21 protein-coding genes and 1 riboswitch are annotated in these 25,829 nt (G+C 70.7%); of the genes, 13 read left to right on the forward strand and 8 right to left on the reverse strand.

Features of this window, described 5'->3' with window-relative positions:
- Nucleotides 1–14: 14 nt before the first annotated feature.
- Complete coding sequence (locus tag AB0E90_RS17880; RefSeq protein ID WP_360406060.1) at nt 15–2,915, reverse strand: Hsp70 family protein; 2,901 nt, start codon at nt 2,913–2,915, stop codon at nt 15–17.
- Between the two features lie 24 nt (nt 2,916–2,939).
- Nucleotides 2,940–3,479, reverse strand: coding sequence for a helix-turn-helix domain-containing protein (locus tag AB0E90_RS17885; protein WP_360406063.1), 540 nt, complete (start codon nt 3,477–3,479; stop codon nt 2,940–2,942).
- A gap of 78 nt (nt 3,480–3,557) precedes the next feature.
- On the opposite strand from AB0E90_RS17885, the gene AB0E90_RS17890 reads away from it, so the two are divergent.
- The 3 genes from AB0E90_RS17890 to AB0E90_RS17900 are packed head-to-tail and all read left to right on the forward strand — an operon-like array spanning nt 3,558 to nt 5,572.
- Nucleotides 3,558–3,947 carry a nuclear transport factor 2 family protein gene (locus tag AB0E90_RS17890; RefSeq protein WP_360406066.1) on the forward strand — a complete coding sequence of 130 codons (390 nt, stop codon included), beginning with the start codon at nt 3,558–3,560 and terminating at the stop codon, nt 3,945–3,947.
- A gap of 24 nt (nt 3,948–3,971) precedes the next feature.
- Nucleotides 3,972–4,400, forward strand: a complete 429-nt coding sequence (locus AB0E90_RS17895) for a GNAT family N-acetyltransferase (protein ID WP_360406069.1) — start codon at nt 3,972–3,974, stop codon at nt 4,398–4,400.
- On the forward strand, nt 4,397–5,572 hold the full coding sequence (locus tag AB0E90_RS17900) for a low temperature requirement protein A (RefSeq protein WP_360406072.1): 1,176 nt from the start codon (nt 4,397–4,399) through the stop codon (nt 5,570–5,572). The genes AB0E90_RS17895 and AB0E90_RS17900 overlap by 4 nt, the downstream gene beginning before the upstream one ends.
- 162 nt (nt 5,573–5,734) lie before the next feature.
- Here AB0E90_RS17900 and AB0E90_RS17905 read toward each other — a convergent pair whose 3' ends face one another.
- Nucleotides 5,735–6,628, reverse strand: coding sequence for a hypothetical protein (locus AB0E90_RS17905; protein WP_360406075.1), 894 nt, complete (start codon nt 6,626–6,628; stop codon nt 5,735–5,737).
- A 105-nt stretch (nt 6,629–6,733) separates the two neighbouring features.
- Between AB0E90_RS17905 and AB0E90_RS17910 the strand changes: the two genes are divergently transcribed.
- On the forward strand, nt 6,734–8,506 hold the full coding sequence (locus tag AB0E90_RS17910) for an NAD-binding protein (RefSeq protein WP_360406078.1): 1,773 nt from the start codon (nt 6,734–6,736) through the stop codon (nt 8,504–8,506).
- Here the strand turns inward: AB0E90_RS17910 and AB0E90_RS17915 are convergent.
- On the reverse strand, nt 8,486–9,706 hold the full coding sequence (locus AB0E90_RS17915) for a DUF4032 domain-containing protein (RefSeq protein ID WP_360406081.1): 1,221 nt from the start codon (nt 9,704–9,706) through the stop codon (nt 8,486–8,488). The two genes, AB0E90_RS17910 and AB0E90_RS17915, sit on opposite strands and share 21 nt — an antisense overlap.
- Before the next feature lie 114 nt (nt 9,707–9,820).
- Here AB0E90_RS17915 and AB0E90_RS17920 point away from each other — a divergent pair, with 114 nt between their 5' ends.
- Both AB0E90_RS17920 and AB0E90_RS17925 read left to right on the forward strand, forming a co-directional pair.
- Entirely contained in the window at nt 9,821–11,236 is a 1,416-nt protein-coding gene (locus AB0E90_RS17920; RefSeq protein WP_360406084.1) for a serine protease, read from the forward strand.
- Nucleotides 11,237–11,246: 10 nt separating this feature from the next.
- Nucleotides 11,247–11,906, forward strand: coding sequence for a phosphatase PAP2 family protein (locus tag AB0E90_RS17925; RefSeq protein ID WP_360406087.1), 660 nt, complete (start codon nt 11,247–11,249; stop codon nt 11,904–11,906).
- Here the strand turns inward: AB0E90_RS17925 and nagA are convergent.
- From nagA to AB0E90_RS17940, 3 genes are read right to left on the reverse strand one after another with little or no spacing between them, the layout of a single operon-like run.
- The gene (gene nagA / locus AB0E90_RS17930) at nt 11,872–12,948 is read right to left on the reverse strand and encodes an N-acetylglucosamine-6-phosphate deacetylase (protein ID WP_360406580.1); all 1,077 of its coding nucleotides are present in this window, start codon (nt 12,946–12,948) and stop codon (nt 11,872–11,874) included. The two genes, AB0E90_RS17925 and nagA, sit on opposite strands and share 35 nt — an antisense overlap.
- On the reverse strand, nt 12,948–13,859 hold the full coding sequence (locus AB0E90_RS17935; RefSeq protein WP_360406090.1) for an ROK family protein: 912 nt from the start codon (nt 13,857–13,859) through the stop codon (nt 12,948–12,950). The genes nagA and AB0E90_RS17935 overlap by 1 nt, the downstream gene beginning before the upstream one ends.
- Nucleotides 13,856–14,779 (reverse strand): sugar isomerase, encoded by a 924-nt coding sequence (locus AB0E90_RS17940; protein ID WP_360406093.1) that lies wholly within the window; start codon nt 14,777–14,779, stop codon nt 13,856–13,858. The genes AB0E90_RS17935 and AB0E90_RS17940 overlap by 4 nt, the downstream gene beginning before the upstream one ends.
- 210 nt (nt 14,780–14,989) lie before the next feature.
- On the opposite strand from AB0E90_RS17940, the gene AB0E90_RS17945 reads away from it, so the two are divergent.
- The 4 genes from AB0E90_RS17945 (at nt 14,990) to AB0E90_RS17960 (ending at nt 18,246) form a co-directional block, all read left to right on the forward strand.
- A complete protein-coding gene (locus tag AB0E90_RS17945) occupies nt 14,990–15,775 on the forward strand; it encodes a DeoR/GlpR family DNA-binding transcription regulator (RefSeq protein ID WP_360406096.1) in 786 nt (261 codons plus the stop codon).
- A 63-nt stretch (nt 15,776–15,838) separates the two neighbouring features.
- Nucleotides 15,839–16,813: an ATP-binding cassette domain-containing protein gene (locus tag AB0E90_RS17950; RefSeq protein ID WP_360406099.1), complete on the forward strand. Its 975-nt coding sequence runs from the start codon at nt 15,839–15,841 to the stop codon at nt 16,811–16,813.
- The gene (locus tag AB0E90_RS17955; RefSeq protein WP_360406102.1) at nt 16,810–17,817 is read left to right on the forward strand and encodes an ABC transporter permease subunit; all 1,008 of its coding nucleotides are present in this window, start codon (nt 16,810–16,812) and stop codon (nt 17,815–17,817) included. Before AB0E90_RS17950 ends, AB0E90_RS17955 begins: the two co-directional genes overlap by 4 nt.
- An 81-nt stretch (nt 17,818–17,898) precedes the next feature.
- Nucleotides 17,899–18,246: a DUF3263 domain-containing protein gene (locus AB0E90_RS17960; protein WP_360406105.1), complete on the forward strand. Its 348-nt coding sequence runs from the start codon at nt 17,899–17,901 to the stop codon at nt 18,244–18,246.
- A gap of 7 nt (nt 18,247–18,253) precedes the next feature.
- On the opposite strand, the gene AB0E90_RS17965 is transcribed toward AB0E90_RS17960, so the two are convergent.
- Nucleotides 18,254–20,461, reverse strand: a complete 2,208-nt coding sequence (locus tag AB0E90_RS17965; RefSeq protein ID WP_360406108.1) for an AAA family ATPase — start codon at nt 20,459–20,461, stop codon at nt 18,254–18,256.
- A 119-nt stretch (nt 20,462–20,580) separates the two neighbouring features.
- Between AB0E90_RS17965 and AB0E90_RS17970 the strand changes: the two genes are divergently transcribed.
- From AB0E90_RS17970 to thrC, 3 genes are all read left to right on the forward strand, one after another.
- Nucleotides 20,581–23,334 (forward strand): alpha/beta fold hydrolase, encoded by a 2,754-nt coding sequence (locus AB0E90_RS17970; RefSeq protein ID WP_360406111.1) that lies wholly within the window; start codon nt 20,581–20,583, stop codon nt 23,332–23,334.
- Entirely contained in the window at nt 23,331–24,185 is an 855-nt protein-coding gene (locus tag AB0E90_RS17975) for an ABC transporter permease subunit (RefSeq protein WP_360406114.1), read from the forward strand. Before AB0E90_RS17970 ends, AB0E90_RS17975 begins: the two co-directional genes overlap by 4 nt.
- An 81-nt stretch (nt 24,186–24,266) precedes the next feature.
- A riboswitch (SAM riboswitch) is annotated at nt 24,267–24,403 on the forward strand.
- A gap of 11 nt (nt 24,404–24,414) precedes the next feature.
- Complete coding sequence (thrC, locus tag AB0E90_RS17980; protein ID WP_360406117.1) at nt 24,415–25,695, forward strand: threonine synthase; 1,281 nt, start codon at nt 24,415–24,417, stop codon at nt 25,693–25,695.
- Nucleotides 25,696–25,829 lie beyond the last annotated feature (134 nt).

Consider the following 25,829-nt stretch of genomic DNA (forward strand, 5'->3'; position numbering starts at 1 on the left):
CATGCTGGGAAAACTCAGCCGGCGAACGTCAGCAGGACGAAGTCTTTCTCGGCCACGCAGGCCAGGGTCGACGTGTTCCAGGCGCAGGTGTCGGAGCGGATGTCGCTGAGCGCGCCGAGCGGCACCGCGTCGTCGCCGAGATGCCGGCCGGACAGCGCCGGGTCGTCGGGGGAGCGGCTCAGCGGCTTGGAGAACTCGAGCAGGTTGCCGCCGTCGAGCCGGGCCGCCTCCCCGGTGCGTGTCCAGACCTGCTTACCGGCGCCGTCGATCAGGGTGGACTCGTTCGACGTGGTCGAGGCGACGACCGCCTCGCCGACCGGGACGATCGTCTCGACGTTACCCAGCTTGTAACGCCAGACCACCTGGCCCGAATCGACGTCGAGGGCGACCACGCTGTTGGTCTTCGCGTCGGACCCGATCACCTCGTCGAAGCAGACCCGGTCGTCGCCGCACGGGGTGACGTCCTTCATCCCGCTGTCGGCCGTCTGCGTCGTGTAGACCACCTTCGGTTCGCCGAGCTTGTCCATCTCATAGGAGAGGATCCGCTGGTCGTCGGGCTGCAGCACGATGAGGCGGCCGTTGTGCGCGATCACCTCGTCGGTCGGCTGCGCCACGTTCTGCCGATCGGTCAGGATCTTGCCGGTGTTGGCGTCGACCACCCGGGCGGACTTGTCGTTGCCGATCTCCACGATCCGCGGGTCGTCGGCGAGGTCGGGCTGGTAGGGCCGGCCGAACACGGTGGCCGGCCCGCCGAGATCCTTCGGGGTGGTCGCGGTGAGCACCTGGGTCTTGCCGTACGCCGTGCTGTCCGGATCGCGCAACGACCAGCGCTGGGCGCCGGTGGCGAGCTTGAGGCCGAGCAGTTGCTTGCCGGGCCGGTCGGCGATCACTGCCGAGTCGCCCGCGAAGAACACCTGGTCGTCCTCGGTCAGGGTGCGCTGCCAGAGCAGTTTGCCGTCGGCCGCGCCGAGGACGGCCATCCGCCATTTGTAGTCGTTGGTCGAGTCGAAGTCGGTGAACAGCACCAGCCCGACCGGCGTCGCCACCATCGACTTCCAGCGGGTCGCGGTGCCGGCCTCCTTACTGGTCCACAGTGGTTTCGTCGCGTCCAGCCGGATCGCGACCACCCCCACGATGCCGCCGGCCGTGCTGTCGGAGCTGGCGAAATAGGCCCGGTCGCGATAGATCGCCGCGTCGGTGAAGTCGGTGGTCACCGGCACGATCGGCCCGATCCGGCGGGGGTCGCTGAGCGCGTGGTAGTCGAGAGCGCCGTAACCGGGCCAGAAAACCCAGGTCAGGACGCCACCGGCGACGAGAACGAGGGTCACGGCCGAGGCGGTCAGAACCCACGCGAGCCGGCGCCGTCGCCGCGGTCGCGCGGGGGCTTCCGGGCTGTGGGGATTTGGCGCGACCGGAGCCGCCCAGGGCGGTGGTGTGGGCACCGGCCCCCACGCCGACGAGGGCGCCGCTGACGAAGGTGCCGCTGACGATGGTGCCGCTGACGATGGTGCCGGCCCCCAGGAGGCGGGGGAGGAGGGCGTGGGCGCCATGATCGGGTCGGCCGCGGTGGGCAGAGCCGCGGCCTCGCCGGTGGCCCATGGGTCGACCGGGGCCGCCCGCAGCCGCTCATCGGTCGCTTCCTCGGCGTCGGCCGGCTTCGGCGGGGCTGAGACCGGTGGGGCTGAGACCGGCGGGGCCGGAGGCGCTGAGGCGGGAGCGGCCGCGTCGGCGCGGGTATCGGTGATCGGGGGCGGTGAGTCCGCCTTGGTGGCCGGCGTGGGGGTGGGTGTCGCCGCGGCGGCGGTGCCGGTGGCGAACCGGGCCGGGGCCACCTGCCCGGCCGCGATGATCGCGCCCTCGGCCACCGGGAGTTCCGGCTGCTCCAGCACGGTCGGCGCGATGCCGAGCAGGCTGTGCAGCAACCGCGCCACCAGCGGGATCCGCGACGAGCCGCCGACCAGGAACAGCCCGGCCAGGTCGCCCGGTTTGAGCCCGGCCGCCGCGATCACCGTGCCCGCCTCGGCCACGCCGCGCCGCACCAGCGGGTCGGCCGCCGCCTCCAGCTCGTCGCGGGTGAGGTGCACCGCGTGCTCGACGCCGGGCACCGGCACCGGCGCGAACGAGCTGCGCGACAGCATCTCCTTGGCGCCGCGCACGTCGTCCCAGAACCGCCGCCGGGCCCGCCATTCGGCCAGCGACGTCGGCTCGGTCAGCCGCTGCCACGCCGCGGGCTCGCCGCCGGCCAGGGATTTGCCGAGGAGATCGACGAGCGCCGCGTCGACGTCGAGCCCGCCCAGATCGTCGGCACCGCCAGAAGCGGTAACTGAGAATGTGCCGGGCTGGTCGGCACGGACCACGGCCACGTCGAGAGTGCCGCCGCCGAAGTCGAAGACGGCGATCGACGAGCCGGTCGGGACCGGCCGGCGGAGCACATCGGCAAAGTATCGAGCGGCGGCGACCGGTTCCGGAACGAGGCTTGTCTCGGCGGGCCAGCCGGCCTTGCCGAGCGCCTCGGTCAGCACTGTCCGGCGGGTCGGGCCCCACGCGGCAGGGTAGGTGAGGATGGCCGGCGGCAGGAAACCGACGGTGGCGACGGCCTCCCGGGCGACGGCGCCGAGCAGGGCCGCGAACAGGTCGGCGACCGGCACGGACGCGCTGTCGCCGAGCAGCACCGTACCGTCGTCGATGTGGCGTTTCGGGTTGGGCTCGAGCCGGTTGGGCTCGGCGTGCCCGAGGCGCAGCGCGTCGGCGCCCACGTGCAGCCGGCCGGTGGTGTCCAGATAGACCGCCGAGGGCAGCAGCGGCTGGCCGTCGAACAGCAGCGGCCGGGTGCGCCCGTCGGGGTGGCGCAGCATCGCCACCGTGTGCGAAGTGCCCAGGTCGACGCCGAGCACGAAGCCATCGGTATCGGTCACGTTGCCCCCTCCTAGGCCGCCATGTTACGACCCGGGTACGACGCTTCCGACGGGGCGCAGGCCCGTGAAGACGATCTCCAACGTGCTCTTTTGGAGCGACAAGGACCAACCGCCGCGCAAAGCACCTTGGCAGAGCGCGACGAGCAGCGCCATCACCTCGTCGGTCCCGATCTCGGCGCGAACCTCGCCGGCCTTCTGGGCCCGGACCAGCAGGCTCGCCACCACCGCGCGGAACTGGGCGATCGACTCGGCCACCTCGAGGCCGGGCAGCAGGTCGATGACCGAGCGCCGGGCGGCGGCCGACGCGACCAGGTCGGTGAAGACGCCGAACAGCGTGGCGCCCGGTGCGGCAAGACGCGCGGCCAGCCCGGCCAGGGTGTCTTTCATGATCGCGGCGAGCAGGTCGGCCTTGGTCGGGAAGTGCCGGAAGATCGTGCCGATCGCGACCCCGGCCTCGGCCGCCACCTGCTCGGTGGAGGCCGCCGCGCCCTGCTCGGCGAAGACCCGGGCGGCGACCTCCAGGATCTTCGCGCGGTTGCGGACGGCGTCGGCACGTGGCGACATGAGCACTCCCGATTGACAAAGTGAGTCGCGACTCATAATTTACCTGAGTCGAGACTCACATTACCGCGAGGGGTGCACATGAACACGCGCGAGGTCTTCGAACGGGCGATGCGGCCGGAGCGCCTGACCGGCGAGATCCACACCGACCACCTGGCCGACGACGTGGTGCTGGAGTGGCCGTTCGGCGCGCGCCGGATCGAGGGCGTCGAGGCGTTCGCCGCGATCGCCGGTCCGGCGCGGGCCGCGCTGCCGTTCCGGGTCGACGAGGTCCTGATCGACACGGTGCACGAGACCGCCGATCCCGAGGTGATCGTCGTGGAATACCGGCTGGCCGGCACCATGCTGGCCGGCGGCGACCGCCGGGAGAGCCCGCTGATCGCGGTGATCCGCGCCCGGGACGGACGCATCACCCACTGGCGGGAATACCAGGACACTCTGGCCATCGCCCAGGCCATGACCGGCTCGTGACCATCCAGCCCTAGGGTGGGCTGCATGCGCGTCGAACGGATCAGTGACGCCGCGGCCGTGCTCGCCGCGGCCGACCTCTTCGATGCGCCGCCGTTGCCGGCGGCGACCGAGCGTTTTCTCGCGTCGCCCGGCCACCATCTGCTCTTCGCGTACGACGAGGGCGGCCGCCCCGTCGGCATGATCTCGGGCGTCGAGATGACCCACCCGGACAAGGGCACCGAGATGTTCGTGTACGAGTTGGGCGTCGCCCCGGTCGCCCGCCTCAAGGGCATCGGCGCCCGCCTGGTGACCGAGCTCGCCGGCATCGCCCGGGCAAACGGCTGCTACGGCATGTGGGTCGGCACCGAGGTCGACAACGAAGCCGCCCTGGCCACCTACCGCCGGGCCGGCGCGACCGAGGAAACGTCGTTCACGCTGTTGAACTGGGATCTGCTCGAGGGAGCCACCGAATGACCAGCCCCACCCGCAACTGGCTGACCCCGATGCGGGCGCGGGACACCGACGAGCCGCACCGCGTCTCCACCCCGCTCGAGCTGTTCTTCGACCTCTGTTTCGTGGTCGCTGTCGCGCAGGCGGCCGCGCCGCTGCACCACAGCATCGCCGAGCACCACGTGCTGCACGGCCTGCGTGGTTACCTCATGGTCTTCTTCGCCATCTGGTGGGCGTGGATGAACTTCACCTGGTTCGCCTCGGCCTACGACACCGACGACGACGTCTACCGCATCACCACGTTCGTGCAGATCGCCGGCGCCCTGGTGCTGGCGGCGGGGGTGGGCCCGGCGTTCGAGCACAACGACTTCCGGGTCATCACCATCGGCTACGTCATCATGCGCCTGGCGCTGGTGGCCCAGTGGTTGCGCGCGGCCCGCTCCGACGAGCAGCGCCGCAGCGTCGCGCTGCGTTACGCGATCGGCGTCACGGTGGTGCAGATCCTCTGGATCGCCCGCCTGTGGGTGCCGGAGTCGTGGCCGGTTGTGCCGGTCTTCGTGGTCCTGGCCGTGCTGGACATCGCCGTTCCGGTCTGGGCGGAGCGGGCCCCCGGCGGCCCGACGACCTATCACCGGCACCACATCGCCGAGCGTTACGGACTGTTCACCATCATCGTCCTGGGTGAGTCGGTCTCGGCCGCGACGCTGGCCTTCCGGGGCGCGCTCGACGAGGGCAGCGACTACACGGGTGTCCTGCTCCGGCTGGCGGTCGCGGGCGCCGTCATCGTCTTCGCCCTGTGGTGGCTCTATTTCGACCGCTCGGCCCACGCCCTGCTGACCACGTTGCGCACGTCGATCCTGTGGGGCTACGGCCACTACTTCATCTTCGCCGCGGCGGCCGCGGTCGGCGCGGGCCTGGGCGTGGCGGTCGATCACGCCACCCATCACGCCGAGATCTCGGCGACGCCGGCCGGCTACGCCATCGCCGTACCCGTGGCCGTCTATTTGTTCTTCGTCTGGCTCTTGCATATCCGACCCCACCAGAGCGGCCCGATGCTGCTGGCGTTCCCGCTGGCCGCGGTGCTTGCGCTGCTGACCCCGCTCACCCACGCGACGCTGGAACTTCTGGCCGGCCTGCTGGTCGTCCTGGTTGCGGTCAACGTGACTCTCGGCCGCAAAATCCCGGACCGCATATGAGTACGCTTCCCGGCTCCGACAACCACACCGGCGCCGGAACCCGGCTTCGCCGCTGCCGCACGCAAGCTCCCCGCCGGTCCGGGCCGTAACGCGCCCATCGCGCGAGGAGACCGAAACGAAGGTGCCCCGCCCGGAATCGGACGGGGCACCTTCGCGCCGGAATTAGTCCTTGTACTGCGGGTCGATGCCGGCGACCGGGCGGCCGCCCGCGGTGAACGGGCGAGTGGTCGAGGCTTCGCCGTCGACCGGCTCCTCGTGCAGGCGCGGGTCGTCCGGAGTGGCGGCCGAGCTCGGGTCGGTGGCCGGCGCGGTGGGCTGGTCAGCGGCGGCGGACGGTGCGGCGGACGGCGAGCTCTGGTCCGGGGCCGGGCTCGCGGCGGTCGGCGGCGTCGCGTCGGCGCCGGTGCCGGGATCGGTCGCGGCCGGGAGGATGTCCATGCCGCCGGCCGGGAGACCGGACAGGTCGGGGGCGTCGTCGACCGGCCGCGCCTTCGAGAGGCCGTTCACCGGCAGCACTCCGCCGAGCCCGCCGAGCAGGGGCAGGCCGCCGTCGAACGACTCGGTCTGGTCCACGCCGGTGGTCCGGAACCCGCTCGGCGTACCCCCGTTGGGGAGCAGGCCGCCGAAGACCGGAACGCCGCCGAAGAAGCCGGTCAGCGGTGAATTGCCGAAGGGTGTCTGCGGCAGATCGACGTTGCGCATGTCGCTGGTCGGGCGGCGCAGCGCGTCGCCGACGACGTCGGCGGCCGGCAGATCGTGGCCGGACTCCTCCGCGGATTTGCCGGGAAGGACGCCCTTGAGGTCGGCGCCGTTCTTGCCCGCCTTGTAATCGACCAGCGGGGGCGCGCCGAGTGCCGTGGTGCCCAGCGTGCTGTAACGGAGCGGATTCTCCACAGTGGCCCCGTCGGTGGCGCCCAGCAGGGTGGCGAGCTGGTCGTCCGCCTGCTGTGCCGCCGTCCCGGTTCCGGGCAGCAGGTCGGCCTGCGCGGGGGCAGCGGCGCCGAACAGCATGATTCCGCCCGCGACGACCGCACCGGCATACCAGAACTTGCGCACTAGATTTCCTCCTGCAAATCGGGAATTGGCAAATTCGGACGATTAGCGTCGGAAGGGGCAACGACTAGCCCCGTCGGCGGGTTCCGGCTGGTTACGATCGCGACCGTGGCTACCGAACCGATCAAGGACGGCTCGCGCCGGTCGCTGGTCTCCCGCCTGCGGGAACGCAACGGCGATGATCGACCGCATTTCGTCGTCTGCGGTTCGGACGCCCTCGTCTACACGGTCGCCGATGAACTGATCAACTCCGATCGGCCGTTGCGGCTGACCGTCCTGGTGCCGCCTGACCTGCGCCCCGACGCCCCTGACTTCGACGATCTGATCGCCCGTGGAGTCCGGGTGATCACGGCGGCACGGCTCGACGAGCGCACCTTCCGGGAGGCCGGGCTGGCCGATGCGGCGGGCCTGGCGCTGGTCATGCCGGACGACATGGTGAACCTGCACGCCGCCCTCTGCGCCCGGGCGGTGGAGGGTGATCTGCGGTTGGTGATCCGGATGTTCGGCACCGGTCTCGCACAGGGTGTGCGTCGTCTCTTCGCCGACTGCGCCGTCCTCTCCGACGCCGCGATGGCCGCGCCCGCCTTCGTCGGAGCGGCGCTCGGCGAGGTCGCACCGACCCACTTCCGGTACGCCGGGCGCACCCTGTACGTCGCCCGGCGCGGCGAGGTGTCCGCCGACTCCGTGGTCGTGTCGCTGACCGCACCGGTCGTGGGCGGGGAGGTCGCGCTGCTGCCGAGCGACGAGGAGACCGCCGCGGCCCGGCCCACCGATCTCGTGCTGGCCGAGGCGACCGACCGGTCGGCGGGCCCGGCGGCGACCGCGCGCCGCCTGCGGCGGGCCGGCCGTCGGATGTCGCTGCGCCGCGCGATCCGGGCCGGGCTGACCCGCAAGGTTGTGGTCGCGGTGCTGATCACGCTGGCCGTGACGGTCGTGTCGGGTGCGATGCTGGCCACCAGCAGCGGCATCAAGGACCTGTGGAACGCGATCTACGAGATCGTGCTGACCCTGTTCGGCGCGTCCGATGTCGAGCACGGCCGGGATGCGGTGGCCCAGGTCGCGCAGGTGGTGCTCACCATCTCCGGCGTCGCGCTGTTGCCGCTGGTCACCGCGGCCGTGGTGGACAGCGTGGTGCGCACCCGGCTGGCCCGCGACCGCGGCGAGGTGGGCCATATCACCGACCACGTCGTCCTGGTCGGTCTCGGCAACGTCGGCACCCGGGTGATGCGGCAGCTGAACGATCTGGGTGTCGACGTGGTGGCGATCGACGTGTCGCCGGACGCGCGCGGCGTGCTGATCGCCGAGCAGCTCGGCGTGTCCCTGATCGTCGGGGACGCCTCGCGGGAGGAGACCCTGCGCGCCGCTTCGATCAACACCTGCCGGGCGCTCGTCGTGGTCTCCACCGACGACGCGGTCAACCTGCAGGCCGCCCTGCACGCCCGGGCTGCCCGCGCCGACGTGCGGGTGGTGCTGCGGCTGTTCGACGACGACTTCGCCACCCGCGTCCAGGACGTCTTCGACATCAACATCTCGCGCAGCGTGCCCCGGCTGTGTGCGCCGGCGTTCGCGGCCGCGCTGCTGGAACGCGAAGTGCTCGCCACCATCCCGGTCGAGCGGCACGCCGTGCTGGTGGCCGCGGTCGAGGTGGCGGCCGGGTCCGAACTGGACGGCGCGCCGCTGAACTCCGCCGACCGGGCGCAGAACGCCCGGGTGATCAGCATGCGGGCGGCCGGCGAGGAATGGGTCGACTGGCACCCCGACCCGCGCCGGGTGCTCGCGCCCGGCGACGAGGTCGTGGTGGTGGCCCGCCGGGCCGGCCTGCGCGTGCTGCGCCAGCAGGCCGCCGGGCCACTGGGCGAACTAGACTCCGCCGGCCAGTGAATCCACCTCGACACCGAGGACGGCCTGCTCGTCGGGCTTCTTGGCGAGCACGTCGGTGAGGTAGGACTGCACGGCCGTGGCCATGCCCACGTCTCGGCCGGCCTGCTCGGACAGCAGCCACTTGTGCTGGATCACCTGGGTGAAGATCTCCTGCGGCTCCAGCTTGCGGCGCAGGTTCTGCGGCACCGCCCGCACGACCGGCTCGAACACCTCGGTCAGCCACCGGTGCGCGGCCTGCTGCTCGTCGGCGAGCGCGCTCTCGGCCCGATAGGCGTCCAGGTCGTTGAGCAACTGCCGGGCCTGATTTTCCTCGGCGTCCAGGCCGGCCAGGCGCAGCAGGCGGCGGGTGTGGTAGCCGGCGTCGACGACCTTGGGGCGGACCCGGTAACCACCGTCCACCGTGGACATCGCCACCTCAGCCACGTCGAAGCCGAGCTCGTTGAGCCGGCGGATGCGGCCCTCGATGTCGTGCCGGGCCTCCCGCCGGGGGATCTCCTGCTCGTAGGTGACCTCGTGCCACAGCCGTTCGTACCGAGTCACGATGTCGTCGACCACCGCCTCCGGGTCGATCGACTCGTGCAGCAGCTCGGCGGCCTGCAGGTCGAGGCACTCGCCGAACACGTTGACCCGCATGATCTCGATGTCTTCGCTGCGCTGGCCCTCGGACAGCTTCGGGTGCAGGTTGCCGGTCTCGGCGTCCACCAGGTAGGCCGCGAAGGCGCCCGCGTCCCGCCGGAACAGCGTGTTGGACAGCGAGCAGTCGCCCCAGAAGAAGCCGGTGAGGTGCATCCGCACGAACAGTGCGACCATCGCGTCGAGCAGGCGGTTGAGCGTGTTCGGCCGCAGCACGTGCGAGAACAGCGCCCGATAGGGCAGCGAGAACTGCAGGTGCCGGGTGATCAGCACGCTCTCCAGCGCCTCGCCGTCGGGGGCGAAGCGGTCGGTGACGATCGCCACTGCTTCCACCGACGGGAAGTCGATGCGTTCGAGGGCGCGAAGAAGGTCGTACTCCTTCTCGGCGATCCGCTCGCGCGTCTCCTTCAGGGCGTAGACGACGTCGTTGAGCTTGACGAACCGCACGATGTGCCGGGAGATGCCCTGCGGAAGTGCGACCAGGTGGTCGGCAGGCCAATCCTCCAGCGGGACTCCCCAGGGCAGCTCGAGGAGCGCTGGGTCGATGAGGGCGGACGTGATGCGCACGCCACCAGTGTGCCCGTCGCTTCGGCACGTCGAGGGCGCAGGTGGCTCGTTACACAGGTGCGAGAACGCCGGATTAGTACATATGTCTCGGATTTGACCTGAATGGCGGTTGAAATGCGACGTAAGGCAGGCATGGCCGTCGGGGCGGCAGTCGCCCTGGTGCTGGCCGGTACGACGGGTGCGGTGGCTTGGCAGTATGCCGGCGACGAGGGCCAGACCGTCGGCACCTGGCACGATGCGCCCGGCGTTGCCCGTACGCCCGTCGCAGCCGAACAAGCGCAACAGGCGGACCCGGCTCGCCCGGCCGCGGCCCCCGAGGCCGAAGGCTTCGCTGAGAACTCCACCGAGACGAAGAACACGGTGCCGCGCGCGAAGATCGAAGAGGGCGCGAAGATCGAAGAGGGCGCGACGACCGAGGAGGGCGGCCGGCCGCTGGAAAAGGCGACCGCCGACGGCCGGCAGCGCGTGGGTGAGCTGGTCAAGGTCGACAAGCTGCTGAGCTATCTCGAGCGCGCGCCGCAGAAGGAGACCTTCAGCTACCCGGGCGCGTCGTACGTCAAGCTGCACTTCAACCGCATGTCGATGCTGCCCGGCGACTATCTGACCGTGTCGAACGCGGACGGCACCGAGTCGTACCGCTACGACGCGCAGAAGGCGCTCAACGACAAGTGGGCGATGTCGGTCACCGGCGACACCGCGGTGCTGGAGATGCACCGGGCGGTCAACCCGCTCGGCGTCACCGGCGTGGCCGGCACCCTCGGTGTCGGGGTCGACCGGGTCGCGCGCGGCTTCACCCGTACCGAACAGGATCGCCAGCCGGAAAGCCAGCTCACCGCCCCCGGCCGCACCGGCCGGGAGGAGTCGGTGTGCGGCAGCGACACCTCGAGTGACGCGGTCTGTTACCGCTCGGCCGACCCGGTCGCCTACACCAAGTCGAAGGCCATCGCCCGGTTGTTGATCAACGGCACCGAGCTGTGCACCGGCTGGCGGGTCGGCCCCAACAATCGCATGCTCACCAACAACCACTGCTTCACCAACACGAGCGCGGCGTACGACACCGAGGTCTGGTTCAACTACCAGTGCGCGACCTGCGGTGGCTACGACGTCTTCCAGCCGACCAAGGTGTGGGGCTCGAAGGTCCTGGCCACCGACCACACGTACGACTACACGCTCTTCTCGGTCGACAACTTCGACTCGATCAAGAAGTTCGGCTACCTGATCCTCGACCAGGCTCGCCCGGCCAAGGGGCAGGAGCTCTACGTGCCGCAGCACCCGGCCGGCGAGCCCACCCGGATCGCCGGCTCGCTCGGCGAGAAGGCGGGCAACTGCTCGGTGACCGATCCCGGCTACACCGGGTACGCGGCCGGTTCGGACGTCGCCTACCTCTGCGACACCGAGGGCGGCTCGTCCGGCTCGCCGGTGCTGTCCCGCAAGACCAACAAGGTGGTGGCGCTGCACCACTTCGGCGGCTGCCCCAACTCGGGGGTCCGCGGCGACCTGCTCGCGGCCAAGCTGGGCAAGCTCCTCTAGTTTTGAGGGCGTGAAGATCCGCTGGTGGTTCGACGCCGTTCTGGTCGCGGCGTTCGTCGCGCTGACCATCGCCCTGATCAATGGTCATCTGCTGGGTTTCGACCAGCGGGTGGCCGACTGGTCGTTGGCGCACCAGCCGGCCCCGATCTACTGGACCGCCCGGGTCTTCAACTACCTGGGCCAGGGCGGTCAGGTGCTGATGCCGGTCAGCCTGATCCTGACCGCCGTCTTCTTCTACCGGACCAGGTCGTGGCGGGCGCTGGTCCCGTTCGTGGCCGGCTTCGTGCTCACCTACATCACCATCGGGCCGCTCAAGATCTGGGCCGATCGGGCCGCGCCGCGATTCGACGGGCCGGACAAGACGATCATGTTCAACCCGGCCGCGAGCGGTGTCGAGGCGATGAGCTACCCCTCCGGCCACATGGGCAACTCGATGGTTTGGTACGCGGTGATCGCCCTGCTCGTCGCCGCTCTGCTGCGGCGGCCGCTGCGCCGGTGGGAGTTCCTGGCGATCCGCGTCGTGCCGGTGACGATCCTGTTCGGCACGACGATCTATACCGGCTTCCACTGGGTCACGGACTCGGTGGCCGGGGCTCTGCTCGGCCTGTTCCTGGCCCGCTTGATCGAGCGGCTGGTCAGACCCAGTTCCCCGCTCGCATTACCCGCTTGACCCGTAGATCGGCGTCGAGCACCACCAGGTCGGCTCGCTCGCCTGGCTCGAGAGCGGCCTCGAGCCCCAGCACCCGGCCCGGGGTGGTCGAGGCCATCGTCACCGCGTCCGGCAGGGAGATCCCGGCCGCCACCGCGTTGCGTAGCGCCTCGTCCATGGTCAGCGTGCTGCCGGCGATCGAGCCGTTGCGGGCCAGCCGGGCCACCCGGTCCGCCACGATCACCTCCTGGCCGCCCAGGTCGTAGTGGCCGTCCGGCATGCCGGTGGCGTCCATCGCGTCGGTGACCAGGGCACTTCGCGCCGGGCCCGCGGTCTTCGCGGCGAACGCGAGCATGCCCGGATGCAGGTGGATGTTGTCGGCGATCAGCTCGCACACGGCGGTCGAGGCGAGCAGGCCGATCACCGGGCCGGGCTCGCGGTGGTGCGGCGGGCGCATGCCGTTGAACAGGTGGGTGCCGACGGTCGCGCCCGCGGCCACGCCGGCCTGCGCTTGCGCGTACGAGGCATCGGTGTGCCCGACCGCGGCGACCACCGCATGCTCGCGCAGGAAAGCGATGGCCTCCAGGGCGCCCGGCAGCTCGGGGGCGACGGTCACCATGCGTACCGCTCCGTCGCCGATCTTGATCAGCGCGGACAGCTCCTCGATCGACGGGTCCCGGAGGAACTCCGGGTTCTGCGCGCCGCAGCGCGCCCCGGAGAGGTACGGACCTTCGAAGTGCACGCCGGCGAGCACGCCCGCGCGCACCAAGGGCAAAAAGGCGGCGGTGGCGTCGCGCATCAGGTCGAACGGGGAGCTGACCAGGCTGGCCAGCATGGTCGTGGTGCCGTGCGCGAGGTGGAAGGCCGCGGCTTTCCGCGCCTCGGCGGCGTCGCCGGTGGTGAACGTGTGACCACCGCCGCCGTGACAATGCAGATCGACGAAGCCGGGCACGATGATGTCGTCACCGGCCCGCTCGTCCTCGGTGATCGCGCCGATCACCGAGCCGTCGAGGTCGAGGTGTCCGGCGACGACGCCGCCGGGCCGGACGATCTGACCGCTGATCAACTCTTCTCCAGGTGATCCAGGGCGAGCAGGGCGGCGCCGAGGCAGCCGGCGGTATCGCCGAGCTGGGCTTTCACCATCCGGGGCATCCGGTGGAAGGTGATCCGCCGTTCCAGTTCGCTCGTCAGCGGCGTCAACAGGGTGTCGCCGGCTTCGGCGAGGCCGCCGCCGAGAACCAGGACGTCCACGTCATATAGCGCCTGAGCGGTAAGCAGACCGTCGGCCAGCGCGTCGATGGCTTCATGCCACACCTGAAGAGCGGCCGGATCTTTGTTGAGTCGCGCGACGACGTCAGATGCCGTCGCCTCAGAATTGCCGGTTATCTCGGCATAACGCCGGCCGATCGCTCGGGCCGAGGTGATCGACTCCAGACAACCGCGCGCCCCGCACCCGCACGGATTGCCGCCGGGCCGCACCACGATGTGGCCCAGCTCGCCGGCCGCACCGTGCGCCCCGCCATAGGCGGAACCGTCGACCACCAGCGCCGCCGCGATGCCGGTGCCGATCGCCACGAACAGCACGTGCCCCTCGCCCCGGCCGGCGCCGAGGCGGGCCTCGGCGATTCCGCCGACCCGGACGTCGTGGCCGAGCGCGGCGGGCAGCCCCAGCCTTTCGGTGATCAACTTCCGCAGCGGTACGTCGCGGAAGCCCACGTTCGACGACCAGACCGCGACGCCGTTCTCCTCGTCGATGACGCCCGGGACAGCGACGCCGACGGCGATCGGGTGCTCCGCCCGCTTCGCCAGGTTCGCGGCGATCTCCAGGATGTTCTCGGTGACCGCCTCGGGCCCGCGGGCGGCCAGCGTCGGGTGCCGCTCCTCGTGCAGGACGGTTCCGTCCGGCCGGACCAGCGCGCACTTCATGCCCGTTCCGCCGACGTCGAGCGCAACGACGACGCCGTCGGTGTTCACGCCAGGACTACCGAGCGGGTCAGGTTCCGTGGGTTGTCCGGGTCGAGGCCCTGACTGGTGGCGAGCAACACCGCCACCCGCTGGGCCAGCACCAGGTCGGCCATCGGGTCGAGCGGGGCGCGGCCGCCGCACCAACTGCCCAGCGCCGCGTAACCGCCGTGGTGGCGGCTGTGCACGAACAGCGCGCCAGTTGCCTCCACGTCGTCGGCCAGGCCCACCGGGACCTCGCCGAACGCCCACACCACCCGGCGCGGCGCGGCGATCGAGATCGGGCCGTGCCGGTAGTCCATCGCCGGGTACGCCTCGGCCCAGAACATGGCGGCCTCGCGGCACTTCAGCGCCGCCTCCTCGGCCAGCCCGACCGTCCAGCCACGGCCCAGGAAGGTGATCTGCTCGGCCAGCGCCGGGTGCACCGGCAGCGGCAGGCGCACCGCCACCTCGGCATCGGCGGCGACCGACTCGATGTCCTCACCCAGGTGGGCGCGCAGCAGCGCCAGCACGCTGGTGGCGAAGCGGGTCTGCACCACCGACTGCTCGTCGGCGAAGTCCAGCACGATCGTGTCGGTGGCGGCGACCGCGGCCGGCTGGGCCGAATCCGTGGTGATCACCGTCGCCGGCGTCCGCCCGCCGAGGCCGTTCAGCAGCTCGACGACCTCGGTCGTGGTGCCCGAGCGGGTGATCGCGACCACCCGGTCGTAGCGGCGGTGGTGCGGGAACTCGGAGGCCTGGAACGCGTCGGTCTCGCCGTGGCCGGCCTGCTCGCGCAGTGACGCGTACGCCTTGGCCATGAACCACGACGTGCCGCAACCGACCACCGCGACGCGCTCGCCGCGGACCGGCAGGCCCGCGGAGTCGGAAAGCTTCGCCGCCATCCGCCAGCAGTCGGGCTGGCTGGCGATCTCCGCCTTGACGTACGTCATGACACACCCTTCGTTCTTTGCGGGCAGGTCGCATCGTCGCGGCTGCGCATTCGCGCGCGGTTCCCGGCACTTTCGAGCGATATTCTGCGCGGAGGTCAGCCACGGACGCAACCGTCATCCCCCGACCGCGCAGCGCCCGAGCTTTGCTTCCCGGCCTTTCGCGCACTAATGTGCACACACTTATCACGGAACGTGCATCGGGAGTGGTTGGTGGACCGGTACGCGCGGTGGAATGCCCTGCTCGAGTTACTCACGGAGACCGGCCGGGTCAGCGTCGAGGACGCCTCCGTGCGCCTCGACGTCTCCCAGGCCACCATCCGCCGTGACTTCGACCAGCTGGCCCAGCAGCAGATGATCACCAGAACCCGCGGTGGCGCCGTTGCCAACGGAGTCTCCTACGACCTGCCGTTACGGTATAAATCGGCCAAGCATTCGGCGGAGAAGCAACGCATCGGTGAGGCCGCCGCCGGCTTGGTCACCCCGGGAACGGTAGTCGGCCTCAACGGCGGAACGACCGTGACTGAAGTCGCCCGCGCACTGGCCGTTCGGCCCGACTTGAACACCGGCGGCGAGGGCTCCCAGCTGACGGTGGTCACGAACGCCCTGAACATCGCGAACGAGCTGCTGGTCCGCTCCCGTATGAAGATCGTCGTGGCCGGCGGCGTGGTGCGCCCGCAGTCGTTCGAGGTGGTCGGCCCGCTGGGCGGCGCCCTGCTCAACGAGGTAACCCTGGACATCGTCCTGCTGGGCGTGGACGCCCTCGACGTCGAGCTGGGCGCGGCCTCACACCACGAGGGCGAGGCGGCGATGAACAGCCTGATGGTCGCGCGAGCAAAGCGAGTCGTCGTGATCGCCGACTCGTCCAAGCTGGGCGGCCACGCCTTCGCCCGAATCTGCCCGATAACCAGAGTCGACACCCTGGTAACCGACTCCGGCGCCCCACCCACCACAGTCGCCGCCTTCCGAGAGGCAGGCGTAACCGTCATCTGCGCCTGACGGGGTGGATCTTCGGCGGCAAGGCTGGGCAGATATTGACGTTGCTGCCTAGAGTCTCGCGGCATGGACGCCGTACTCGAGATAGCTGGGCTGCAGAAGACCTATCGCGGCCGGAAAGGTGTGCGCCGGGCGCTTGATGGCTTTGACATGGTTGTCGAGGCCGGGCAGGTGCACGGGTTCCTCGGGCCCAACGGGTCGGGGAAGACCACCACGTTGCGGACCCTGCTGGGGCTGATCCGGGCCAACGGTGGTCGCATGGCGATCCTCGGTCAGGAGGTGCCGGCGCATCTGCCGTCGGTGGCGGGGCAGATCGGGGCGATCGTGGAGAGCCCGCAGTTCTTCGGGAACTTCACCGCCTGGGACACGCTGTCTCTGCTTGCCGACGCGGGCGGGGTGCGGCGGCAGCGGGTCGACGCGGTGCTGGAGCTGGTCGGGCTCAAGGATCGGGCCAAGGAGCGGGTGCGCACCTATTCGCTCGGCATGAAGCAGCGGCTCGCGGTGGCGTCGGCGCTGCTCAAGGAGCCGAAGCTGCTGATTCTCGACGAGCCGGCCAACGGGCTCGACCCGGGTGGCATCCGGGAGATGCGCACGCTGATGCGCACCCTGTCCGAGTCGGGCATGACCGTGCTGCTCTCCAGCCACATTCTTGGTGAGATCCAGCTGATCTGCGACTCCGTGACGATCATCGCGGCCGGTAGGCGGGTGGCGGCCGGGTCGGTCGCGGACGTGCTGGCCACGCACACGTCGTCGTCGGTCAAGGTGCGGCTGGAGCCGGGGGTCGACCTGCTCAACGCGGCCGAGGTGCTGCGCGGCAAGGGCGCCCAGGTGGAGCTCGACACCGACTTCCTCACGGTCGGCAACGCCAGCAACCCGGCGCAGATCACTCGGATCCTCGCCGAGCAGCAGATCTACGTCAGTGAGCTGACGCCGGTGTCGGCCGACCTGGAGAGCGTTTTCCTCGAGCTCACCGGCACGGCGCCGGTCGAGGGACAGAACCGTCAGGTGGACCAGGTGGCAGCAGCGGGGTGGGGTCAGTGAGTCTGTACAAGGCCGAAACGCGCCGGCTGGTCAAGCGGCGGTTCACGAAGCTGTTCACGATCGGCGCGCTGCTGATCCTGGCGGCCGTGGCGGTGGGGGTCTTCCTCACCAACGAGAAGGTGGGGCCGAGCCAGATCGCCGAGGCGACCGCGCACGCCCAGGCCGACTACAAGCAGGCGGTGGAGCGGACCGAGCAGGAGAAGACGACCTGCGAGTCGGTGCAGGGCACGGCCCGCGCCGCCGACTACCCGCCGAACTGCGAGTTCGCGCTGCCGGCCGAGTCGGACTTCAACCCCGAGTGGTACATGCCGCCGACCTTCGACCTGAAAGAGAACTTCGGGGACATGGTGACGACCATGGCGGCGGTGCTGGCGCTGGTCGCGTTCGTGATCGGCGCGTCCTACGTGGGCGCCGAGTGGAGCAGCGGCGGCATGATGAACCTGCTGCTCTGGCGGCCCCGCCGCTTGCAGGTGCTGTCCACCAAGCTGTCCGCGCTGCTGGTCGGCATGACCGCGCTGACCATCGTGGTGGCGGCGGCTTGGACGGCCATCTTCTACGGCATCGCTAAGACCCGCGGCGTCACGACCGGGATGACCTCCGGGGTGTGGCAGTCGACCGCGCTGATGGAGCTGCGGGCGCTGGTTCTGGTGCTGGTGGCGGGCGCGCTCGGGTTCGGGCTGGCGTCGCTGGGCCGGCACACCGCGATGGCGCTGGGTGTCGCGATCGGGGTGATCGTGGTCTTCCAGTTCGGGGTGGGCGCGGTGCTGTCGATCGCCAACGTCAAGTTCCCGGAGCTATACCTCGCGCCGTTCTGGATCGTCGCGTGGATGACCAAGAAGTACACGTCCGAGGACTACAACTCCTGCAACTTCGACGTGACCGGCGGCTGTCAGCCGGAAACGCTCACGATCACCTGGCAGATGGCGGGCAGCGCGCTCGCGATCGTCGTGGTTCTCGTTGTGGGTGCGGCAATGTGGACAATGCGTAAGCGGGACATAACGTGAGGTAGCGTCGAGCTGCCCATGCGCGGGGGTCGTCGGCAACATATGCTGCTGGCGGCCCCTCGCCTTCGTTTTTGGAGCACCATGCAGCCCGCCGCCGCGGACCCGTCCGAAGAGTCCACCCAGCACATTCCGGCACCGCGGACGGCCGAGCAGGAACCGCCTGACAAATCGGAATTGTCCGATGAGGGCGCTATCAAAACCGGGCTCACCGACCGCGAGCGCGACATCCTTGCCTTCGAGGCCAAGTGGTGGAAGCACGCGGGCGCCAAGGAGCAGGCCATCCGCGACAACTTCAGCCTCTCCTCGACCCGCTATTACCAGGTGCTCAACGCCCTGCTCGACAAGCCCGAAGCCACCGAGCACGACCCGGTCCTGGTCGGCCGCCTGCGCCGGCTGCGTGCCACGAGGGCACGCACCCGCCGTCGCTGATCAGGTTTCAGCCAGGCTGATGAGTGGAGGCGTACGCCTCGAGCCAGGCCACCTGCTCCGGGTCAAGTGAGGCCCGCACCCGCTTCCGCGCGGCTTCGACGTTCGCCGCCGTGACCGTCGAAGCGTCCAGCGAGTCCCGCATGGCTGCCAGCGCCGACTCGCGGATCAGCGCCGCACAATCGGCCGCCGAGAACCCGTCGAGCGCCGCCGCCAGCTCATCGAGGTCGACCGCCTCGTCGAGCGGCACCGCCTTGGCGGTGGCCCGCAGGATCGCGGCCCGGGCGGAAGCGTCCGGCGGCGGCACGTAGACGAGCCGCTCCAGCCGCCCCGGCCGCAGCAGCGCCGGATCGATCAGGTCGGGCCGGTTGGTCGCCCCGATCACCACGACGTTGCGCAGGTCCTCGACCCCGTCCAGTTCGGTGAGCAGGGCGGCCACCACGCGGTCGGTGGTGCCGCCGTCGGTCGCCTGCCCGCGGGTGGGCGCCAGCGCGTCGACCTCATCGAGGAACACCAGCGTGGGCGCCGCCTCGCGGGCTCGCCGGAAGAGCTCCCGCACCGCCCGCTCGCTGTCACCCACCCACTTGCTGAGCAGCTCGGCGCCCTTGACCGACAGCACGTTGGCTTTCCCGGTGCCGGCGATCGCCTTGACCAGATAGGTCTTCCCGCAGCCCGGCGGCCCGTAGAGCAGCACCCCGCGAGGTGGCGACACGCCGAGCCGGGCGAACGTGTCCGGGTAGGTCAGCGGCCACAGCACCGACTCGGTGAGCACCTGCTTGACCTCGACCAGGTCGCCGACGTCGTCGAGGGTCACGGCGGCGACCTCGAGGGTCGACTCGGACATCGAGGTCGGGCGGACGACGTCGAGCGCGGCCTCGAAATCGGCCATGGTCACGCTGGGCGATTCGGCGTCCTTCTGGCGAAGGGCCGCCCGAACCCCCGCTTCGCGAGCGAGAGCGCCGAGGTCGGCGGCGACAAATCCGGGTGTACGGCCGGAGACGTCATCCAGGCGTACGTCCTCGGCGAGCGGCATGCCGCGAGTGAGCACGCTCAACTGTTCCCGCCGCATCGCCGCGTCCGGCAGGGGTACCGCCAGCTGCACGGCGAGCAGGTCAGGCGCGCGCAGGGCCGGATCGACCGACTCGGGCCGGCTGGTCGTGCAGACCACCGCCACCCCGGCGCGGACGAGCTGCTCGATCATCTGGCGGAAGACGGTGGAGATGGGCCCCGGCTCGTCGCGCGGGGCGAGCGCCTCGACGTCGGTGAAGAGCAGCACGGCCGGCCCCGGGGCGGACGCGTCCTCGGCCAGCGCCCGCAGCCGGCCGGCGGCCGCATCGTTGGTGAGCGCCGCCAGCGAGGGCGACCAGACCTGCAGGACCCGCGCACCGACCTGGGCGGCGACCGCCCGGACCAGGGCGGACTTGCCCGACCCGGACGGACCGGAGATCAGCACACCGAGCGACACCGTGGTGCGCAGCCGGGCCAGCACCTCGCCGTGGTGGAAGCCGAGGTCGAGCAGTTCCTCCAGCTCCTTGGCCTGGGCGCGAAGCCCGGGCAGGTCGTCCAGGCTCGGCGGGGGCACCTCGGGGTCGGTGGTCGCGGGTGCGCTCGCGGCCACCGCCACCGTGCCGGTCGAGCCGCCGGCCGTGAAGTGCCCGCCGGCCCAGCCCACCACCGTGTCCGGGCTGACCAGGGCGCCGTCGGTCTCGTCGACGGCGGTGACCCGCAGCAGGGCGCTGGTGAAGTTGTAGCCCAGCCGGTTCTTCAGGCTGGTGACCGCATCGACCTGCGCGCGATGGTCGCCGGGCAGCACGTCCTGCGGCAGCAGCGAGACGTCGTCGCCGGCGCTGACCACCTTGCCGAGCAGGGCGAGCCGCAGCATCTCGGGCGAGACCAGGGCGGCGATCTCGGACGGGTCGCTGAGCGTGACCCGGCGCGCATGCACCAGCGGCAGCTTGCTGAGGATGACCTTGCCGCCGTCGCGCAGGCCGAGATTGCCGATGATCAGTTCGTCGGCGTAGAGCAGCTCGCGGCTGGCGTCGGCCGTCTTGGTGGGTATCGCCCGGCAGGCAGTCGTGTGCCGGCCGGTCAGGCGGACCGGATCGCCGGGTTTGATCTCGTGGGCCGCCATCAACGCGGGGTGCAGCCGCACGACGCCGCGCCGGGCGTCCAGCGGCGCCGACTGCGTGGTGACGATCAGTGTCAGTTCATCGGCCACCGCGAGATGTCCCCCGTCGTCAGGATGCCGTTTCGATGTTGTGCACCCACGCTATCGCTGACACGCCCGCTGAGACGCTTCACAGCAGAGGCTCAGACGCAGCCGGATAGCTTTGCCGCATGTCACTGTCGAGCCGGCTGCGCCGTGCGCTGCCCCGGCCTACCCGCCGCCGTGTCGTCTCCGGCTCGGTGGTCCTCGTCCTGGTCGCGGCCCTGATCGGCTGGGTGGTGTGGCCCGATCGGCCCGGCTGGACCAGCGCCGACGAGCAGATCACGGTGAAGACCGGGCCGGCCGGCGCGGAGAGTGTCGACCTGGACGCCCGGCTGTACCTTCCTCGCGATCGAAGCGGGAAGGTGCCGGCGGTGCTGCTCGCGCACGGGTTCGGCGGCACCAAGGACTCGGTGAGCGACAACGCCGAAGAGCTGGCCGACCGTGGCTACGCGGTGCTGACCTGGACCGCGCAGGGCTTCGGCCGCAGCGGCGGCCAGATCCACCTGGACAGCCCCGACTACGAGGTGCGCGACGCGCAGGGCCTGCTCGACTGGCTGGCCGCCCGGCCGGAGATCCAGCTGGACGCGACCGGCGACCCGCGGGTGGGCGTGGTCGGTGGCTCCTACGGCGGCGCGCTGGCATTGCTGCTGGCCGGGCAGGACCCCCGGGTCGACGCGATCGTCCCGTCGATCACCTGGAACGACCTGACCAACGTCTTCCTGCAGCAGTCGGCGGCCACTACCGCGAGCGGTGTCTTCAAGAAGGGCTGGGCCGGCCTCTACTTCGGCAACGGCGCGGCCACGCTCACCCCGAACGCGCCGGTGCCGGCCGGGCAGGACCCGGCCTGCGGGCGGTTCGCGGCCGATGTCTGCGCGGCCTACCTGCAGCTCGCCACGGCCGGCACGGCCGACGCGGCGACGACCGCTCTGCTGCGCAAGTCGAGCCCGGCCACCGTGCTCGACCAGATCAAGGCGCCGACCCTGCTGATCCAGGGCGCGGTCGACACGCTCTTCCCGCTCGCCGAGGGCGACGCGAACGCCAAGGGCATCGCCGCGACCGGCACACCGGTGAAGGTCGCCTGGTTCACCGGCGGCCACGACGGCGGCGCCGGCCCGCAGACCGACCAGGACCGGGTGAAATACCTGACCGTGCAGTGGCTCGACCACTACGTGAAGGGCGAAGGCAAGGCGCCGTCGGACGACTTCACCTACTCCCGGGTGGCCGGCTTCAGCGCGCTCGACCGGGGCCTCGTGACCAACGGTTACTCGACGAAGGCGTACCCAAGCCTCGGCGGAACCGGAAGCACCCAGGTCTCCCTCGCCGGGCCGGCGCAGCCGGTCGCGAACCCGCCGAACGGCAACCCGGCCGCCCTTTCCTCGCTGCCCGGCGCCGGCAGCCGCCTGAGCGAGCTGCTCGGCGGGGTCGCCGCCGACATCCCCGGCCAGTACGCGACGTTCGAATCCACCCCGGTGACCAGCGCGATCGAGGTGGCCGGCGCGCCGGCCGTGCAGCTGCGCGTGGCGTCGCCGACCGGTGAGGCCACGGTCTTCGTCAAGCTCTACGACGTCGACGAGTCGGGCGCCGAGACGCTCAGCGCCGGTCTGGTCGCGCCGGTCCGGCTCACCGGCCTGCCGGCCTCGATCGATGCGGCCCAGCCGGTCACCGTGACGCTGCCGGCGATCGTCCGGCGGATCGACTCCGGGCACACCGTGCGGGTCGTGGTCGCCACCAGTGACCAGGCGTTCCTCAGCCCGGCGAAGCCGATCACCTACACCGTCCAGCTCGGCACCCAACTCACCCTGCCGACCGTGGTGGGCACGCCGATCGCCAACCCGCAGACGGTGTGGCGCTGGGTGCTGGGCGGCCTGCTGGTGGCGATCGCGCTGGGTCTCGCGGTGGTCCTGCTCGTGCGGCGCGGCCTGCGGCGCCGGCGGCACGACGAGGTTCTTTCCGACTTCGCGGACACGCCGCTGGTGGTTCGGGGGCTGCGGAAGGCGTACGGCGATGGCTTCGTCGCTGTTGAAGAGGTCAGCTTCTCGGTGGAGCGTGGCCAGGTCGTGGGCCTGCTCGGGCCGAACGGCGCGGGCAAGACGACCACGCTGCGGGTGCTGATGGGGCTGACCATGCCGACCGGCGGCGACGCGCTGGTGTTCGGCCACCGGCTGATGCCGGGCGCGCCGATCCTGTCCCGGGTGGGCGCGCTGGTCGAAGGCCCCGGCTTCCTGCCGCATCTGAGCGGCTACGAAAACCTGAAGGCCTACTGGCTCGCGACCGGGCGGCCGGAGGCGGACGCGCACTTCGACGAGGCGCTGCGGATCGCCGGCCTGGGCGACTCGGTGCACCGCAAGACCAAGAAGTACAGCCACGGCATGCGCCAGCGGCTGGCCATCGCCCAGGCCATGCTCGGCCTGCCCGAGCTGCTGGTGCTGGACGAGCCGACCGACGGCCTCGACCCGCCGCAGATCGCCGAGATGCGCCGGGTGCTCAAGCGCTACGCCACCGACGGGCGGGCGGTGCTGGTCTCCAGCCACCTGCTCGCCGAGGTGGAGCAGACCTGCACGCACGCGGTGGTGGTCAACAAGGGCCGGATCGTGGCGTCCGGGCCGGTCGAGGACATCGTCGGGGAGTCGCCCTCGGTGCAGATCGAGGTCTCCGACGTACCGGCGGCATCTTTGATCTTGGAAAAACTGGGGGTCAGATCGGTGCTTCCGGACGGTCCGTCCGGGCTGATCGTGGACATGAACGGCACGTCCCGCTCCGAGGCGGTGGCGTCGCTGGTCCGGGCCGGCGTCGACGTGGATCGCGTGGTCCCGCGCCGGCGACTTGAAGATGCCTTCCTCGCGCTGGTCGGGGACAACTCGCGGGGGAGTGGAGACCGATGAGCGCGGTAACGGGCTATCGGGCGTCGGCGACCATGCCGATCTGGGCCGAGGTGCGGCGGCAGGCGTCGCGGCGGCGGACCCAGCTCGCGCTCGGCTTCATGGCGCTGCTGCCGATCATCATCCTGGTCGCGTTCGAGTTCGGCGGCGGCAACGGCGACGACGAGAACAACGGCGGGGCGTTCGGCAGCCTGGTCGACCTGGCCACCTCGGGCGGCCTGAACTTCGCGCTGTTCTGCCTTGCGGTGTCGGCCGGCTTCCTGCTGGTCGTGGTGGTCGCGCTGTTCTGCGGCGACCCGGTGGCCAGCGAGGCCAGCTGGGGCAGCCTGCGCTACCTGCTGGCCATCCCGGTGCCCCGGGTCCGTCTGCTGGCCGTGAAGCTGGTGGTCGCGCTCGGCTACTCGCTGCTGGCGCTGCTGATCCTGGCCGGGACCGGCCTGCTGGTCGGCACCCTGCGCTACGGCTGGCATCCGCTGGGCAGCACCATCGCGGCCGCCATCCCGGCCGGTGAGGGCCTGCTGCGGTTGGCCGGCATCGTCGCGTACCTCGCGGTGATCATGTTGGTGGTGGCCGGCCTGGCCTTCCTGCTGTCGGTGCTGACCGACGCGGCGCTGGGCGCGGTGGGCGGCGCGGTGCTGCTCTGGATCCTCTCCAGCATCCTCGACCAGATCACCGCGCTGGGCAGCGTGCGCACCCTGCTGCCGACCCACTTCAGCGACGCCTGGCTGGGCCTGCTTTCCACTCCGGCGCAGGTGGATGACCTGGTCAAGGGCGCGATCGCGGCGATCTGTTACGCCACCGTCTTCTGGTCGCTGGCGTTCTGGCGCTTCACCCGCAAGGACATCACCTCGTAGGGGTTGTGCCGCTCACACCTCGGGATTCTGCTGGCGCAGAGGGCCCAAGGCCGACGTAAGGTGTTGGAAACACAACTGAATACCTCATCCAGAGGGGCAGAGGGAACGGCCCTGTGAAGCCCCGGCAACCACCGTGCATGTCTCGAAGAAGAGGCCGCGCTCGGCAGGTGCTAATTCCGTCCTCGCCGCGGCAGATTGCCGCCGGGGAAAGATGAGAGGGAAGGCCTCGATGACGTCTGCCGTCAGCACACCCACTGTTACCGATTCCCCGGCCCGCGGCCTCGTCTGCCGCGCCTGTGGCGCCGAATATCCGCTCGTCGCGCAGCACGCGTGTTACGAGTGTTTCGGCCCGCTCGAGGTGGCCTACGACCAGGCCGCACTTGCGCGGGTAACCCGTGAGCAGATCGAGGCCGGCCCGCAGAACATCTGGCGTTACGCCGGTCTGCTTCCGGCCGGCCAGGACCCGGCCACCCGGGTGACCCTCGACCCCGGCCTGACCCCGCTGGTCAGCGCGCCCGCCCTGGCCGCCGCCGTCGGCCTGCGCGCCCCGCTGTTCGTCAAGGACGACTCGGCCAACCCGACCCACTCGTTCAAGGACCGGGTCGTCTCGGTGGCGCTCACCGCCGCCCGCGGCCTCGGCTTCACCCGCTTCGCCTGCGCCTCGACCGGCAACCTGGCCAACTCGGTCGCCGCCCACGCCGCTCGGGCCGGTGTGCCGAGCATCGTCTTCATCCCGCACGACCTCGAGCCGGGCAAGATCATCACCACCGCGGTGTACGGCGGGGAACTGGTCGCCATCGAGGGCTCCTACGACGACGTCAACCGGCTCTGCGGCGAACTGGTCGAGACCGACGAGTTCGAGGACACCGCGTTCGTCAACGTGAACGTGCGCCCGTTCTACGCCGAGGGCTCCAAGACGCTCGGTTACGAGGTCGCCGAGCAGCTCGGCTGGCGCATCCCGGCCCAGGTCGTCATCCCGATGGCCTCCGGCGAGCTGCTCACCAAGGTGGACAAAGCCTTCACCGAGCTGGTCGAGATCGGCCTGGTCACCGCGCCCGAGGGCGGCTGGGCCGTGTTCGGCGCCCAGTCGGCCGGCTGCAACCCGATCGCGACGGCGTTGCAGAACGACACCGATCAGATCATTCCGGTCAAGCCGACCGGCATCGCCAAGTCGCTGAACATCGGCGACCCGGCCGCCGGGGCGTACGCGATCGAGGCCGTCCGCCGCACCGGTGGCTGGATGGACTACGCCGACGACGACGAGATCCGCGAGGGCATCCGGCTACTGGCCGAGACGACCGGCGTCTTCGCCGAGACGGCCGGCGGCACCACGGTGGCCGTGCTCAAGAAGCTGGTCGCGAGCGGCAAGCTCGACCCGGAGAAGGAGACGGTCGTCTTCAATACCGGTGAGGGGCTCAAGACGCTGGACGCGGTGGCCGAGCTGGTCGGGCCGACTCATCGGATCAAACCGTCGCTGAAGGGCGCTCGCGAGGCCGGCCTGCTTGGATAACTCTCGGTAACCACTACTCTGCCTTAAGTTGAAGATTCCATCCGCAGAGGACTTGCGCACCGATCTCAGTGTCGGCAGGATGCTCTCTGCGGGAGGGCCGACGCCGTACGCGGCCCCTCACCTTCGAGCTTGGC

Source organism: Actinoplanes sp. NPDC026619, assembly GCF_040638295.1.
Lineage (GTDB): Bacteria > Actinomycetota > Actinomycetes > Mycobacteriales > Micromonosporaceae > Actinoplanes.

Bases quoted from the DNA above. Each gene is read 5' to 3' on its own strand.
- thrC (WP_360406117.1), top strand. From the start codon at position 24,415: ATGACGTCTGCCGTCAGCACACCCACTGTTACCGATTCCCCGGCCCGC.
- AB0E90_RS17920 (WP_360406084.1), top strand. From the start codon at position 9,821: ATGCGACGTAAGGCAGGCATGGCCGTCGGGGCGGCAGTCGCCCTGGTG.
- AB0E90_RS17940 (WP_360406093.1), bottom strand. From the start codon at position 14,779: ATGACGTACGTCAAGGCGGAGATCGCCAGCCAGCCCGACTGCTGGCGG.
- AB0E90_RS17950 (WP_360406099.1), top strand. From the start codon at position 15,839: ATGGACGCCGTACTCGAGATAGCTGGGCTGCAGAAGACCTATCGCGGC.
- AB0E90_RS17970 (WP_360406111.1), top strand. From the start codon at position 20,581: ATGTCACTGTCGAGCCGGCTGCGCCGTGCGCTGCCCCGGCCTACCCGC.
- AB0E90_RS17885 (WP_360406063.1), bottom strand. From the start codon at position 3,479: ATGTCGCCACGTGCCGACGCCGTCCGCAACCGCGCGAAGATCCTGGAG.
- AB0E90_RS17900 (WP_360406072.1), top strand. From the start codon at position 4,397: ATGACCAGCCCCACCCGCAACTGGCTGACCCCGATGCGGGCGCGGGAC.
- AB0E90_RS17895 (WP_360406069.1), top strand. From the start codon at position 3,972: ATGCGCGTCGAACGGATCAGTGACGCCGCGGCCGTGCTCGCCGCGGCC.
- AB0E90_RS17975 (WP_360406114.1), top strand. From the start codon at position 23,331: ATGAGCGCGGTAACGGGCTATCGGGCGTCGGCGACCATGCCGATCTGG.
- AB0E90_RS17890 (WP_360406066.1), top strand. From the start codon at position 3,558: ATGAACACGCGCGAGGTCTTCGAACGGGCGATGCGGCCGGAGCGCCTG.
- AB0E90_RS17960 (WP_360406105.1), top strand. From the start codon at position 17,899: ATGCAGCCCGCCGCCGCGGACCCGTCCGAAGAGTCCACCCAGCACATT.